We start from the raw sequence: 15,166 nt of genomic DNA on the forward strand, positions 1-15,166 counted from the left end.
ACTATGTATTGCACGGTGCGTGACCAGAGGTGATTGAATGACAACATTTCTGGTCGAGGCAGCCTGTGTGCGCCTAGACTTCGCCGGTCTTCTGTTCAGGAACAACCCGTGACCTCGATCTTCTGGTACGACTACGAAACCACTGGCATCAACCCCCGTTGCGACCGTCCGTTGCAAGTGGCGGGGATTCGCACCGACTTCGATCTCAATGAAATAGACGAGCCGGTCAATCTCTACTGCCAGCCCAGTGACGACATCCTGCCGCATCCGGCAGCCTGCGCGATCACGGGTATCACGCCTGGCCTTCTGGCCGAGCAAGGTTTGAGCGAAGCCGATTTCATGACACGGGTGCATGCCCAGCTCGCTATGCCCGGCACTTGTGGCGCGGGGTACAACACGCTGCGTTTCGACGACGAGATGACCCGTTATAGCCTGTATCGAAACTTTTTCGACCCCTATGCGCGGGAGTGGCAGGGCGGCAACAGCCGCTGGGACCTGATCGACATTGTGCGCGCGGCTTATGCGTTGCGTCCCGATGGCTTCGTCTGGCCCAAGGATGACGAAGGGCGGGTGACGCTCAAGCTCGAACGCCTGACCGCCGCCAATGGCATCGATCACGGGAATGCCCACGAGGCACTGTCGGATGTTCGCGCGACCATCGCCCTGGCGCGTCTGATTCGTGAAAAGCAGCCGAAGTTGTATGACTGGCTGTTTCAGTTGCGCAGCAAACAAAAGGTGATGGACCAGATTCGGCTGTTGCAGCCGATGGTGCACATTTCCGGACGCTTTTCGGCGGCACGCCATTATGTCGGCGTGGTACTGCCACTGGCCTGGCATCCACGCAATCGCAACGCGTTGATTGTCTGTGACCTGCACCTGGACCCTCAGGGGCTGCTCGATCTGGATACCGAAACCTTGCGTCAGCGGCTTTATACCCGTCGTGACGATCTGGCCGAAGGCGAATTGCCGGTGCCGCTCAAGCTTATCCACATCAACAAGTGCCCGGTCGTGGCGCCGTTATCGGTACTTCGTCCCGAAGATCAGCAACGCTTGGGGCTGGACATGGCGCTCTATCTGGAACGGGCGCTGCGGCTAAGTGCCGCACAACAACTTTGGCAAGATAAAGTCTCGGGAATTTATGCCCGCGAGGATTTCGCCGCGAGCCTGGACCCCGAGCAACAGTTATACGACGGTTTTATCGGCGATCGGGACCGGCGTCTATGTGAGCAAGTCAGAGCGGCCGATCCTGCGCAATTAGCACAAGAGCAGTGGCCTTTCGATGATGAACGCTTGCCCGAATTATTGTTTCGTTATCGCGCACGCAACTTTCCGGATACGTTGAGCCCGGAAGAGCAAGAGCGCTGGCGAATATTCTGTCAGCAACGTTTGTCCTCACCGGAGTGGGGCGCGCCCAATACGCTGGAAAGTTTTCTGACAGCTGCCGCCCAATTGACGATTAGTCCTACATCGTTTCAGCAAGAGGTTCTGGATGAATGGCAGATTCATGTCCAGGCATTACGCAAACGTTTGAATATTTGAAAACGAAAATGACTTGCGCTTGAATTCCAGGCATAAAAAAACGCCAGCATTTGCTGGCGTTCTTTTGGTCGCGGATCAGTCTGCGACGCGCTTGCGGCTTAGCCCAGCAGGGTAGCCCAGCCTTCAACCACGTCACCGCCCCACTTGGCTTTCCACTCTTTCAGAGTTTTGTGGTTGCCACCTTTGGTTTCGATGACTTCGCCGTTGTGCGGGTTTTTGTATTGTTTAACTTTGCGAGCACGCTTGGTGCCGGTAGTTTTTACTGCGCCGCCACGTGGAGCCTTGGTTTTGGACTCTGGATCCAATAGGGCAATGATGTCACGCAGGGATTTGGAGTATTCGCCCATCAGGGTGCGCAATTTGCCTTCGAATTCCAGCTCGGTTTGCAGTTTGTCGTCTTGGGACAGGTTCTTCAAACGGGCTTGCAGCTCTTTGATAGCTTCTTCGGTGGCGCGATATTCGTTGATCAAGGACATGGGGACTACCTTATGTTGGCGCTGGATGACAGGGTGACAGTGCGACAATAATAGTCAGGGTGTTTCATCAAGTAAACATTTAACCGAAGTTTTACTTAATTTAGTTGCGATGAATAGGACACTCATTGGAGAGACAGTTAAATAGCGTCACAAATATTCACAGTTGACCTCTTGAAGACTGGCCACTAGAGCACCATGTACTGGCGTATGGCACCGCCGGAACCTGTGCCGATGACCGCAATCCGCGGCCGCGCGTCATCAATACTGCAGTTTTGCTGCGCAATCGCTAGAATGGCGGCCTTTGCGAAGTTCTGGAGTTTCCCCCTCATGCGCACTTTTCGGCTGGTGATTGCTTGCCCGGACCGCGTCGGCATCGTTGCTAAAGTCAGTAACTTTCTGGCGTCACATAACGGCTGGATCACTGAAGCGAGCCATCACTCGGACAATCTCAGTGGCTGGTTCTTCATGCGTCACGAAATTCGTGCCGATTCGCTGCCTTTCGGTATCGAAGCCTTTCGCGAAGCGTTTGCACCGATTGCCCAAGAGTTCTCGATGGACTGGCGCATCACCGACACCGAGCAGAAGAAGCGCGTGGTGTTGATGGCCAGCCGTGAGTCCCATTGCCTGGCTGACTTGTTGCACCGCTGGCACAGCGACGAACTGGACTGCGAAATCGCCTGCGTGATTTCCAACCATGACGATTTGCGCAGCATGGTCGAGTGGCACGGTATTCCTTACTACCATGTACCGGTCAACCCGCAGAACAAGGAACCGGCTTTCGCCGAAGTCTCGCGCCTGGTCAAACAGCACGACGCCGAAGTGGTGGTACTCGCCCGTTACATGCAGATTCTGCCGCCCGACTTGTGCAGCGAATATGCCCACAAAGTCATCAACATTCACCACAGCTTCCTGCCGTCGTTCGTTGGCGCCAAGCCGTATCATCAGGCTTCGATGCGCGGTGTGAAGTTGATCGGCGCCACTTGCCACTATGTAACCGAAGAGCTGGACGCCGGTCCGATCATCGAGCAGGACGTGGTGCGTGTCAGTCACAGCGACAGTATTGAAGACATGGTGCGCTTCGGTCGTGACGTCGAGAAAATGGTGCTGGCTCGTGGTCTGCGTTATCACCTGGAAGACCGGGTGTTGGTGCACGGCAACAAAACCGTCGTGTTCTGACAGCCATACGGTTGAAATCCGAAGGGCCTGGGCGTTCAATCGCTTCAGGCCCTTCGCCGTTTCTACACTGAGGACATGACCATGGCCGATCCGCTGGATAAAGCTGTTTCCAAGGCGCCCGCCACATTGGGCGAGGGCTGTTTGAGCCGCTACGATCCGGACGACCTGAGCCCCGAAGACGGCACGGAGTTTCCCGGCGCCGCCGAGTTGTGGGAACAGTTGCAGGACGATTCCGACGATACAGCCGGGGGCGCCTGAAAAGATCTTTTAGGCTTGCTTGAACTTCATCAACTTCTTCAGCAATGGCCGCCCGAGCATTAGCAGAAACACCGGGCCACCGACCACCAGATAGAAGTAATAAGTCACTGTCCGCCAGATCAGAATCGCCGCCGCCGCGGTGGATTTCCCCACCATGGGCGCCAGCAGCGCTGCCGACGTCAGTTCCGCCGCCCCGGCACCGCCCGGCAACAGACTGAATTGCCCCGCACTCAATGACAGCATCTGGATCAGAAAGCACCAGGCCCATTGCAAGTCCACGCCCAGCCCGCGTAACGCCAGATACAGCACGCTATACCGCAAGACCCAATGCAGGCAGGTCAGGGCAAACACCGTGATCAATGTTTGAAAGGGTAACTTCAGTGTGTCGGTGAACGCCGCCAGGAAGTGCAGGAGCTTTCGCGCCCAGCGAAGCCGAGTCGCTTCTTTGACATTGAGACGGGCGAGCAACCGACCGCTCAGGCGAATCAGCGAACGGTGGTAGCGAGCCACCACCGCGCAACTGAACAACCCGCCGAACATCGAGATGGCGCTGACGGTCAGCAGCCATTCCATGCGCTGACTGAGGTGCTGGAACAGGGCATAAATCAGAATCCCGCACAGCGCGCAGAGAAAAAACAGCAGGTCGCTCAACTGGTCCATGGCGAACACGGCGCTGCCCCTGGCCGGCCGTACACCGTGGCGCGCCAGCAGGGCCATGATGGTCAGCGGTCCGCCGCTGCCGCCGGGGGTGGCGCAGTAGGCGAACTCGGCGGACATCACCACCCCGAGGCTTTTGAGGCGGCTCACCTTGTCACGCTGATCGCCCAGCAACAGGCGCAAGCGCAGGGTGTTGAGCAGCCAGCACAACAGGATCATGCCGAACATGATCAGCAGCCATTCCAGCGGGAAGCGTTGCAGCCGCGACCATGTCTCGCCGCCGCCCAGCAACGACGGGATGAGCACTGCAGCGAGCAGCGCGATGACCAGCAGAATTCCCCGGCTCATGCTGCGCGACCGATGGGGTCGCGTTGCAGTTTCAACCAACCGGCCTTGGTCATCGGCACACGGCCCTCGTCGAGCAAGCGCTTGAGAGTTTGCAGCCAATACTGACGCGAGAACTCATGGCGCATGTCCACCGGGTGCAGGCCGAGACGAATCACCGGCGCCTGGCGCCAGTGCTGTTCGCGTTGATCGCTGACGATTTTCGACAGGCCACGGCGCCAGGCGCTGCGTGCGCTCCAGACCAGGCCTGGGGCATCGATCGCAGTGAAATCCGGCAGACGAATCAGGTGCTGCGAATCGCTGGTGTAGCGCAGCGGTAACTGGCGCAAGGCTTGACGGGTGCCTTCGCTCATCAGCCAGGCGGGGGCGACGAAGCCTTCGAGCGGCCAGTTGTAGCGATGGAATACCTCGATTCCGGCGCGCAGACGGGCGAGGGCGGCTTCCAGGGGCAGGTTGTAGAACTCGCCTTCGTGGGTGTAGATCCGGCGCATGAACCAGTCTCGGGGAGTGGTGGGAATCGGCCCTTCATCGCAATGATAGTAACCGTGCAGTACCAGTTCATCACCGCGAGCGACACGACGGCTCAGCACACGTCGAAATGCCGGATAGGCGTCCAGGTCGTTATGTTTATGGAAGTTCGGCACCACCAGCCAGGTCATCGGCACTTCAGCCAGCGCGTCGACAGCTTCGACGAAGGCCTGGTAATCGGGCCAGGTCTGCGGTGCAACGTCGTGTAGCACCAACAACAGGCTGGGTGTGTTCATGGGCTCAGCCATTGGCGATCAGCGGCCATTGCGTGCCGAGTACGGCGTGATAGTGCCCCAGCAGGCTGTGGACCACGGTGTCCCAGGCGTAATGTTGCTCGACATGTCGGCGGGCCTGTTTGCCCAACGCGGCGCTGCCTTGGCTGAACAGTTCGCGAACGGTGTTGGCCATCGCCACTGGATTGTTCGGCGCGCAGAGCAGGCCGCATTGATCGGTGACAATCTCCTGAAAAGCCCCGGCCGCCACGGCCACCACGGGAATGCCACTGGCCATGGCTTCGAGAACCACCAGACCAAAGGTTTCTTGATCGCCGGCATGCACCAGCGCGTCGGCGCTGGCCATCAGGCGCGCGACTTGCGCTGCCGGGCAGAACTCATCGAGAACTGTGACATTGCGCGGCACCAGGGTCGGCATCGACGAGCCCACCAGCAACAGGTGGTAACGACGGCCCAGGCGTTTCATGCAGTTGAGCAGCACCGGCAGGTTTTTTTCCTTGGAGCCACGCCCGGCGAAGATCAGCAGGTGAGTAGTTTCATCGATGCCCAATTCGGCCCGCAGGCCTGGATCCCGAACGCTGGGGTTGAACATTTGCAGGTCGACGCCCAGGGGCTGTACGAAAACGTTCTTCACCCCCAACCCGATCAGTTTGTCGGCCATGACCTGGCTTGGCGCCAGAACCCGGTCGAAGTTGCCATAGAGCTTGCTGACATACGCTTCGACATTGGGCGTAACCCAGTTGCCCATGCGATTGCTGACCAGCAACGGCAGGTCGGAGTGATAAAAACCGATTACCGGCACATCGAGCTGTCGCTTGGCGTCCAAAGCCGCCCAGGCAGTCAGGTAAGGGTCGCCGACTTCGATCAAGTCAGGCTGTAAATCCTGTAGAACATTGCGCCACGGCGCGAGACGGAGGGGGAAACGATAACCCTTGCCGAACGGCAGGGGCGGGGCCGGAACCGTGTAAACGCCATCCTGTTCACTCAAATGAGCCCCGGGGATCAACAGGCTGTGACAAATGCCCGGCTTGCTGCCCAGGCGACGGTGCTTGGCATCCAGATACGTGCGCACGCCACCGCTGGCAGGGGCGTAGAACATGGTTATGTCAGCGATATGCACGATGAACATCCCTCCGGGTCCGTTGTTCTCCCTTTGGTTGACCTATATGAAGGATAGATGTTCGGTTGGGGTTTTGCGGTGAAGCCAAGGGCTTTAGACCGTTGTGTGGCGAGGGAGCTTGTCGGAACGCCGCACCGTCCCGCTCGGCTGCGAAGCAGTCGTAAAATCAGCCGGTGTGTTCAAACTGGCACACCTTTGATCCCGATTTTGGGGTTGCTTCGCGACCCAGCGGGAGCAAGCTCCCTCGCCACAGTGTCTGTGATCAGACGTTAGATACGGAAACTGCCTACCAATTGCTTCAATCGCGAAGCCTGTTGCTCGAGGTCCGAGCACGCCCGCAGGGTCGATTGCAGGTTTTCCACGCCTTCCTGGTTCAGCGTGTTGATCTCGGTGATGTCCACGTTGATCGACTCCACCACCGCCGTCTGTTCCTCGGTCGCCGTGGCCACCGACTGGTTCATGCCGTCGATTTCGCCGATGCGCAACGTCACGCTGTTCAGGCGCTCGCCGGCCAGGTTGGCGATTTCCACGCTGTCCTGGCTGTGGCGTTGGCTGTCGCTCATGGTGCTGACGGATTCGCGGGCGCCGACTTGCAGCTCCTCGATCATAGTCTGCACCTGTTGCGCCGACTCCTGCGTGCGGTGCGCCAGGTTGCGCACCTCGTCGGCCACCACGGCAAAACCGCGCCCGGCTTCACCGGCCCGCGCCGCTTCGATGGCGGCGTTGAGCGCCAGCAGGTTGGTTTGCTGGGAGATGCTGGTGATCACTTCGAGAATCTGCCCGATGTTCACGGTTTTGCTGTTCAGCGATTCGATGTTGGTGCTCGAAGCGCTGAGCATGCTCGACAACTGATTCATCGCAGCAATGCTGCGATCCACCACTTGCTGGCCGTCTTCGGCCAGGCTGCGGGCATCGCTGGCCTGATTCGATGCCTGGGCGGCGTTACGGGCGATTTCCTGAGCCGCGGCGCCGAGCTGGTTGATGGCCGCGGCGACGCTGCTGGTACGCGAGGCTTGCTGGTCGGAATTGAACATCGACGAGTTCGAGGCCGCCACCACCCGCAAGGCCACTTCGTTGACCTGGCCGGTGGCCGAGGACACTTCGCGGATCGACGTATGAATCCGTTCCACGAAACGGTTGAACGCCGTGCCAAGGATGCCGAATTCGTCCTGATTCTGGATGGTCAGGCGTTTGGTCAGGTCGCCTTCACCGTCGGCGATGTCTTCCATGGCGCGGGTCATCACATGCAGCGGCTGGATCAGCAGGCGGATCAACATGCCGAGCAAGCCAATGATGATGGCCACGGCAATCAGGGTCGCGATGATCGCCGAGGCGCGGAACTCGCTGAGCGTGGAGAAGGCTTTGTCCTTGTCCACAGAGAGACCGATGTACCAGTTGACCGAGGACAGTCCCTTGATCGGGGTGAAGGTCACGATGCGGGTTTTGCCGTCGACTTTGATCTCGCTCGGCTGATTACCGATGACGGGCGTGTCTTGCGGGTAGACGTCCTTGAGGTTTTTCATCGCCAGCGCTTTGTCCGGGTGAACCAGGATCTTGCCATCGGCGCTGACCAGGAACGCATAGCCCATGCCGTTGAAGTCCAGCGCGTTGAGGCTGTCGGTGATCACTTGCAGACTCAGGTCGCCACCGACCACGCCGATGTTCTGACCGTCCTTGAGGACGCTGTCGACGATGGAAATCACCAACTGGCCAGACGCCAGGTCGATGTAAGGTTCGGTCAAGGCAGGCCCGCTGGTGCTTTGCGCGCTCTTGTACCAAGGGCGGACGCGAGGGTCATAGCCGTCGGGCATCTTGCTGTCCGGACGGATAATGAAGGTGCCATCCTTGTTGCCCAGGTAGGCACCCATGAAGGTCGATGTGACGGCCTTCTGTTCCAGCAGTTTGGCGACGTTATCCGTCTCGGCGTTCAGGGCAACAGTTTGTGAGAGGTTTTCGATCAACAGGCTACGACCCGCCAGCCAAGTCTGAATGTTTTTGGCGGTGACGTTACCCATTTCCTGCAGGTAATTGTCCAGATCGCGGCGTATCGCATTGCGCTGCAAATAGTCGTTGTACAGCGTGAAGGAGGCGAATGCGGCGATAACGATCAGGGCGGCGGCAAGCAGTATTTTATGGCTGAAGCGCAGGTTTTTATTCATGGCTTGTGGGTCCGCTAAGGTCTTATTGTCCAGGGCGTGCTTTTATAAAGGCACGCAAAATGGGCAGGGTTGAAAGTAAGCTGATATTTCCGTCTCTCCTTAGGGAATTACCGACGCTATTTTCAGTCTGGTCTCTCGGTTGTTATCGGCCATGAAGGATCAAAGATTAACCAGGGGTGACAAAATGCCTGACTCATCGCAACTCGTTATCGGCGCTGACCTCGCGGGCCAGCCAATCGCCCAGGCCATGCGCCTGGCGAACCGTCACGGTTTGGTAGCGGGCGCTACCGGGACCGGTAAAACCGTCACGTTGCAGCGCCTGGCCGAAGCGTTCAGCGATGCAGGCGTGGCGGTGTTCGCGGCGGACATCAAGGGCGATCTGTGCGGCCTGGGCGCCGCCGGTAACCCTCAAGGCAAGGTCGCGGAGCGGATCGCCGGTATGCCCTGGCTGAACCATAAACCTCAGGCGTATCCGGTTACCCTGTGGGACATTCACGGTCAGTCCGGTCATCCATTGCGCACCACCTTGAGCGAAATGGGGCCGTTGCTGCTCGGCAGCCTGCTGGAGCTGACCGACAGTCAGCAGTCGGCACTTTATGCAGCGTTCAAGGTGGCGGACCGCGAAGGGCTGTTGCTGCTGGATTTGAAAGATTTGAAGGCGCTGCTCAATCACCTGCGTGATAACCCTGAATTGCTGGGGGATGACGCGGCGCTGATGACCACCGGTTCCAGCCAGGCACTGTTGCGCCGTTTGGCGACGTTGGAACAGCAGGGCGCCGAAGCATTGTTCGGCGAGCCGGCGCTGCAACTGGAAGATATTTTGCAGCCGGCGATGGACGGTCGCGGGCGCATCCATTTGCTCGACGCCAGCCGTCTGGTGCACGAAGCGCCGAAGGTCTACGCGACGTTCCTGCTGTGGTTGCTGGCTGAATTGTTCGAGCAACTGCCGGAACGCGGCGATGCCGATAAACCGCTGCTGGCGTTGTTTTTCGACGAGGCGCACTTGTTGTTCGCCGGTACGCCCAAGGCGTTGCAGGATCGTCTGGAACAAGTGGTGCGGCTGATCCGTTCGAAAGGCGTGGGCGTGTATTTCGTCACCCAATCGCCGGGGGACTTGCCGGATGATGTGCTGGCTCAGTTGGGCCTGCGTGTTCAGCATGGCTTGCGTGCGTTCACCACCAAAGAACAGAAATCCCTGCGTGCGGTGGCCGAGGGCTTCCGGCCGAACCCGGCATTTGACGCCTTGTCGGTGTTGACTGAGCTGGGCATCGGCGAGGCGTTGGTCGGCACCTTGCAGGACAAGGGCACGCCGGAGATGGTCCAGCGTGTACTGGTCGCACCGCCGCAATCGCGGATCGGGCCACTGACCGAGACTGAACGCACCGTGCTGATTGCCGGTTCGCCGTTTAAAGGGCGATATGACAAACCGGTCGATCGCGAATCGGCCTATGAAGTGCTGATGGGGCGCAAGGGGTTGGCGCCGGAGCCTGAAACCGCGCCGGGCAAACCTGCACCCGAAGAGCCGAGTTTCACCGAGCAGGCCGGAGAATTCCTCGGTACCGCGGCAGGACAGGCGCTTAAATCGGCGATGCGACAGGCGGCCAATCAATTGGGCCGACAATTGGTACGCGGGTTGATGGGGTCATTGCTTGGCGGTAGCAAACGCCGATAAGCCGATAGGCCGATAAAAAGCAAAAGATCGCAGCCTTCGGCGGCGCCCACAGGCGCGTAGGAGCTGCCGTAGGCTGCGATCCTTTGATCTTTGCTTTTAAATGATCTTGCTTTTAAACCTTGGGCTTGGCGTGCGCCGCCAACCGCTCCAGCGCTGCCCTTAGATTCGGGTCGGTAATCCCGTCAGCCGTCGCCTGAATGGTCGCCGCGGCATCCGTCGACAAATCCATGGTATGCCCAGCCGCTCCTTGCTGAACGGTCGGTGGCTGCACCTTGAACAGGATCCGCGTCAGGCTGGCGAACTCGTCGAACAGCTGTAACTGGCGTTGCAGACGCTTTTGTTGATAACGCAGGCGGGTGGCCCAGTGACCGTCGGTGACAATCAGCAATAAACTGCCTTCGCGCCACGACGCCACATGGCAATGCTCGCGGGCGGCCGGTTGCAGCTGGCTTTCCACCAGGCGTTGCAAATGACCCAGGCGTTGAGCGTGGCCAAAGATGGCTTTCAGCGGTTTGGCTTCGCGAAGCAGAACGGCGGGTGCTCTGGCCGTGAGAGGGCGAAATGCCATGATCGAACACCTGAAGTAACAGAATGGCCATGGTAACAGAAAGCACCCGCTGGTCCTGACCCATTGCTTTACGAGCGCTTTACCCATTAAATCAACGAGTAACTTGTACCCTCAATGGGTTGAAGTTCAGCAAAAAGCCCTTATTTTAAGTGAGCCCCGTCACAGCGCAGTGCATGCATCGTGGAATAACGCCACTTTCCTCACCATCGTTTCCGGGTAGAATGCTCGTTCGCATGCGGCCATGAGGGCTGCACGGGCGACTCACGGGGCCGCCCTCCATCCCTTTAGTGTGGAAGATCCTGCCGATATGTTTGCGCCTTTGTTAAAGAAACTTTTTGGAAGCAAGAACGAGCGTGAAGTCAAACGCATGCTCAAGACGGTGCAGCTCGTCAATGCCTTCGAAGAGCAAATGGTGGCCCTTTCGGACGATCAATTGCGTGCCAAGACCAACGAGTTCAAGGCCCGCCTCGCCAAAGGGGAAACCCTCGACAAGCTGCTGCCAGAAGCCTTTGCGGTCGCCCGCGAAGCCGGTAAGCGCGTCATGGGTATGCGCCACTTCGATGTCCAGCTGATCGGCGGCATGACCTTGCATGAAGGCATGATCGCGGAAATGCGTACCGGTGAAGGCAAGACCCTGGTGGCAACACTGGGCGTTTACCTCAACGCGCTGTCCGGCAAGGGCGTGCACGTTGTGACGGTGAACGACTACCTGGCCCGTCGTGACGCCAACTGGATGCGTCCGCTCTACGAATTCCTCGGTATGACGGTCGGCGTGGTCACGCCATTCCAGCCGCCGGAAGAGAAGCGCGCCGCTTACGCCGCCGACATCACCTACGGCACCAACAACGAATTCGGTTTCGACTACCTGCGCGACAACATGGCGTTCAGCATGGAAGAAAAATTCCAGCGCGAACTCAATTTTGCCGTGATCGACGAAGTCGACTCCATCCTCATCGACGAAGCCCGTACCCCGCTGATCATCTCCGGTCAGGCCGAGGACAGCTCCAAGCTGTATATCGAGATCAACAAACTGATCCCGCAGCTTGAATTGCACGTCGAAGAAGTCGAAGGCGAAGTCACCAAGGCCGGCCACTACACCGTCGACGAGAAGACCCGTCAGGTCGAACTCAACGAAGCCGGTCACCAGTTCATCGAAGACATGCTCACCCGCGTCGGCCTGCTGGCTGAAGGCGAGAGCCTGTACTCGGCGCATAACCTGGGCCTGCTGACTCACGTCTATGCCGGCCTGCGTGCGCACAAACTGTTCAATCGCAACGTCGAATACATCGTGCAGGACGGTCAGGTTGTACTGGTCGACGAACACACCGGTCGTACCATGCCGGGTCGCCGTTTGTCCGAAGGTCTGCACCAGGCCATCGAAGCCAAGGAAAACCTGAACATCCAGGCCGAGAGCCAGACCCTGGCATCGACCACGTTCCAGAACTACTTCCGTCTGTACAACAAGCTGTCCGGCATGACCGGTACCGCGGACACCGAAGCGTTCGAATTCCATCAGATCTATGGCCTGCAGGTCATGGTCATCCCGCCGAACAAGCCGTTGGCGCGTAAAGACTACAACGACCTGGTGTTCCTGACCGCCGAAGAGAAATACGCGGCGATCATCGGCGACATCAAGGAGTGCATGGCTCAGGGCCGTCCGGTGCTGGTGGGTACCGCCACCATCGAAACGTCCGAGCACATGTCCGGTCTGCTCCAGAAGGAAGGCATCGAACACAAGGTTCTGAACGCCAAGTTCCACGAAAAAGAAGCCGAAATCATCGCTCAGGCCGGTCGTCCGGGTGCACTGACCATCGCCACCAACATGGCCGGTCGTGGTACCGACATCCTGTTGGGCGGTAACTGGGAAGTGGAAGTGGCTTCGCTGGAAGACCCGACCCCTGAGCAGATTGCCCAGATCAAGGCCGACTGGCAGAAACGTCACCAGCAAGTGCTGGAGTCGGGCGGCTTGCAGGTGATCGCTTCCGAGCGTCACGAATCGCGCCGTATCGACAACCAGTTGCGCGGTCGTGCCGGTCGTCAGGGCGACGCCGGTTCCAGCCGTTTCTACCTGTCGCTGGAAGACAGCCTGATGCGCATCTTTGCCTCTGACCGGGTGAAGAACTTCATGAAGGCGCTGGGCATGCAGTCCGGTGAAGCGATTGAACACCGCATGGTGACCAACGCCATCGAGAAGGCTCAGCGCAAGGTTGAAGGCCGCAACTTCGATATCCGTAAGCAACTGCTTGAGTTCGACGACGTCAACAACGAACAACGTAAAGTGATCTATCACATGCGTAACAGTTTGTTGGCCGCTGACAACATTGGCGAAACCATTGCCGATTTCCGTCAGGACGTGCTCAACGCGACCGTCAGCGCACACATTCCGCCACAATCGCTGCCTGAGCAGTGGGACGTGTCCGGTCTGGAAGCGGCGTTGCAGAGCGACTTCGGTGTGGCGCTGCCGATCCAGCAATGGCTCGACGAAGACGACCACCTGTACGAAGAAACCCTGCGCGAGAAGCTGCTGAACGAACTGATCGCCGCGTACAACGAGAAAGAAGACCAGGCCGGTGCCGAAGCACTGCGCTCCTTCGAGAAGCAAATCGTACTGCGCGTGCTCGACGACCTGTGGAAAGACCACCTGTCGACCATGGATCACCTGCGTCACGGCATCCACTTGCGTGGTTATGCGCAGAAGAACCCGAAGCAAGAGTACAAGCGCGAGTCCTTCACCTTGTTCTCCGAGCTGCTGGATTCGATCAAGCGCGACTCGATTCGTGTGCTGTCGCACGTTCAGGTGCGCCGCGAAGATCCGGAAGCCGAAGAGCAACGTCTGCGTCAGGAAGCCGAGGCGCTGGCTGCGCGCATGCAGTTCCAGCACGACGAAGCGCCTGGCCTGGAGCAACCGGAAGTGTTGGGTGAAGAGATCGATGTTGCTCTCGCCACCGCACCGGTACGCAACGAGCAGAAGCTGGGCCGCAACGAGCTGTGCTACTGCGGCTCGGGCAAGAAGTTCAAGCATTGCCACGGGCAGATCCAGTAAAACCCGTTTCAAACGCTGAAATACCCGCGCCGCGACCGGCTTCTGCCGTCGCGGCGTTTTGCCATTCAAACCACCGTCTATCGCAATGACGGTGCAGACAACATTTTTTAAGGAGCGCATTCATGGCTGTTGGTCTTGGTCCTTTGCCAACGTTGCACCCGGTTGCCGGTTTTGAACTCGGTATCGCCTCGGCCGGTATCAAGCGCCCGGGGCGCAAGGATGTCGTGGTCATGCGCTGTGCCGAAGGTTCCACAGTGGCGGGCGTGTTCACCCTGAACGCCTTTTGCGCCGCTCCCGTGATCCTGGCCAAGCAACGCGTGCAAGGCCCGGTACGTTACCTGCTGACCAACACCGGCAATGCCAACGCCGGCACCGGCGAACCAGGCCTGGCCGCCGCCGAGCGCACCTGCGCCAAGCTGGCCGAGCTGACCGGCGTCGATGCCAGCCTGGTGCTGCCGTATTCCACCGGCGTGATCGGCGAACCGCTGCCGGTCGAGAAAATCGAAGGCGCGTTGCAAGCCGCCCTCGATGACTTGTCGGAAAACAACTGGGAAGCTGCCGCCACCGGCATCATGACCACCGACACCCTGCCCAAGGGCGCGAGCCGCCAGTTCCAGCATGACGGCGTGACCATCACCGTCACCGGCATCAGCAAAGGCGCGGGCATGATTCGCCCGAACATGGCGACCATGCTCGGTTACATCGCCACCGACGCCAAAGTCTCCCGCGAGGTGCTGCAAAACCTGCTGCTGGACGGTGCCAACAAGTCGTTCAACCGCATCACCATCGACGGCGACACCTCGACCAATGACTGCTGCATGCTGATCGCCACCGGCAAGGCCGCACTGCCGGAAATCACCCGTGCCGAAGGCGAGCTGTTCGCCAAGTTGAAACAAGCGGTATTCGAAGTGTGCATGGACGTGGCCCAGGCCATCGTGCGTGACGGCGAAGGCGCGACCAAGTTCGTCACCGTTGAAGTCAACGGCGGCGGCAATCACCAGGAATGCCTGGACGTCGGTTACACCGTAGCCCACTCGCCGCTGATCAAGACTGCGCTGTTCGCCTCCGATCCGAACTGGGGCCGCATCTTGGCCGCTGTAGGCCGTGCCGGTGTACCGAACCTGGACGTGAGCAAGATCGACGTATTCCTTGGCGAGGTGTGCATCGCCAGCCGTGGCGCGCGTTCTGCCACCTACACCGAAGCCCAGGGCGCGGCGGTGATGCAGCAGGAAGAAATCACCATCCGCATCGAGCTGGGTCGCGGCGATTGCAGCGAAACCATCTGGACCACCGACCTGTCCCACGAATACGTGAAGATCAACGCCGAATACCGTACGTAAGATCGAATTGCTCCCATCGCGGGCAAGGCTTGCCCGCGATGTCGGACAACCA

General features: G+C 59.1%; 12 protein-coding genes. 6 read left to right on the forward strand and 6 right to left on the reverse strand.

Features of this window, described 5'->3' with window-relative positions:
• Positions 1-108 precede the first annotated feature (108 nt).
• Positions 109-1,539, forward strand: a complete 1,431-nt coding sequence (gene sbcB / locus ACCC96_RS03835; protein ID WP_413695039.1) for an exodeoxyribonuclease I — start codon at positions 109-111, stop codon at positions 1,537-1,539.
• Between the two features lie 98 nt (positions 1,540-1,637).
• On the opposite strand, the gene mvaT is transcribed toward sbcB, so the two are convergent.
• A complete protein-coding gene (gene mvaT / locus ACCC96_RS03840) occupies positions 1,638-2,015 on the reverse strand; it encodes a histone-like nucleoid-structuring protein MvaT (protein WP_007933316.1) in 378 nt (125 codons plus the stop codon).
• Between the two features lie 327 nt (positions 2,016-2,342).
• Between mvaT and purU the strand changes: the two genes are divergently transcribed.
• On the forward strand, positions 2,343-3,191 hold the full coding sequence (gene purU / locus ACCC96_RS03845; protein ID WP_007933315.1) for a formyltetrahydrofolate deformylase: 849 nt from the start codon (positions 2,343-2,345) through the stop codon (positions 3,189-3,191).
• A gap of 81 nt (positions 3,192-3,272) precedes the next feature.
• Positions 3,273-3,449, forward strand: a complete 177-nt coding sequence (locus ACCC96_RS03850; RefSeq protein WP_019651418.1) for a hypothetical protein — start codon at positions 3,273-3,275, stop codon at positions 3,447-3,449.
• Between the two features lie 9 nt (positions 3,450-3,458).
• On the opposite strand, the gene ACCC96_RS03855 is transcribed toward ACCC96_RS03850, so the two are convergent.
• From ACCC96_RS03855 to ACCC96_RS03870, 4 genes are all read right to left on the reverse strand, one after another.
• Positions 3,459-4,454 (reverse strand): lysylphosphatidylglycerol synthase transmembrane domain-containing protein, encoded by a 996-nt coding sequence (locus tag ACCC96_RS03855; RefSeq protein WP_413695040.1) that lies wholly within the window; start codon positions 4,452-4,454, stop codon positions 3,459-3,461.
• Positions 4,451-5,227, reverse strand: a complete 777-nt coding sequence (locus tag ACCC96_RS03860; RefSeq protein WP_413695041.1) for a DUF2334 domain-containing protein — start codon at positions 5,225-5,227, stop codon at positions 4,451-4,453. Before ACCC96_RS03860 ends, ACCC96_RS03855 begins: the two co-directional genes overlap by 4 nt.
• Positions 5,220-6,341: a glycosyltransferase family 4 protein gene (locus ACCC96_RS03865; RefSeq protein WP_413695042.1), complete on the reverse strand. Its 1,122-nt coding sequence runs from the start codon at positions 6,339-6,341 to the stop codon at positions 5,220-5,222. Before ACCC96_RS03865 ends, ACCC96_RS03860 begins: the two co-directional genes overlap by 8 nt.
• Before the next feature lie 260 nt (positions 6,342-6,601).
• Complete coding sequence (locus ACCC96_RS03870; protein ID WP_413695043.1) at positions 6,602-8,491, reverse strand: methyl-accepting chemotaxis protein; 1,890 nt, start codon at positions 8,489-8,491, stop codon at positions 6,602-6,604.
• A gap of 184 nt (positions 8,492-8,675) precedes the next feature.
• On the opposite strand from ACCC96_RS03870, the gene ACCC96_RS03875 reads away from it, so the two are divergent.
• Complete coding sequence (locus ACCC96_RS03875) at positions 8,676-10,163, forward strand: helicase HerA-like domain-containing protein (protein WP_413695044.1); 1,488 nt, start codon at positions 8,676-8,678, stop codon at positions 10,161-10,163.
• Between the two features lie 112 nt (positions 10,164-10,275).
• On the opposite strand, the gene ACCC96_RS03880 is transcribed toward ACCC96_RS03875, so the two are convergent.
• The gene (locus ACCC96_RS03880; protein ID WP_258672576.1) at positions 10,276-10,731 is read right to left on the reverse strand and encodes a DUF721 domain-containing protein; all 456 of its coding nucleotides are present in this window, start codon (positions 10,729-10,731) and stop codon (positions 10,276-10,278) included.
• A gap of 307 nt (positions 10,732-11,038) precedes the next feature.
• Between ACCC96_RS03880 and secA the strand changes: the two genes are divergently transcribed.
• Together secA and argJ are read left to right on the forward strand one after the other, a co-directional pair.
• Positions 11,039-13,774 (forward strand): preprotein translocase subunit SecA, encoded by a 2,736-nt coding sequence (secA, locus tag ACCC96_RS03885; protein ID WP_413695045.1) that lies wholly within the window; start codon positions 11,039-11,041, stop codon positions 13,772-13,774.
• Positions 13,775-13,896: 122 nt separating this feature from the next.
• The gene (gene argJ, locus ACCC96_RS03890; protein WP_019581492.1) at positions 13,897-15,114 is read left to right on the forward strand and encodes a bifunctional glutamate N-acetyltransferase/amino-acid acetyltransferase ArgJ; all 1,218 of its coding nucleotides are present in this window, start codon (positions 13,897-13,899) and stop codon (positions 15,112-15,114) included.
• The last annotated feature ends 52 nt before the right edge of the window (positions 15,115-15,166 follow it).

The organism is Pseudomonas sp. Pseusp11, from assembly GCF_047304405.1.
Lineage (GTDB): Bacteria > Pseudomonadota > Gammaproteobacteria > Pseudomonadales > Pseudomonadaceae > Aquipseudomonas.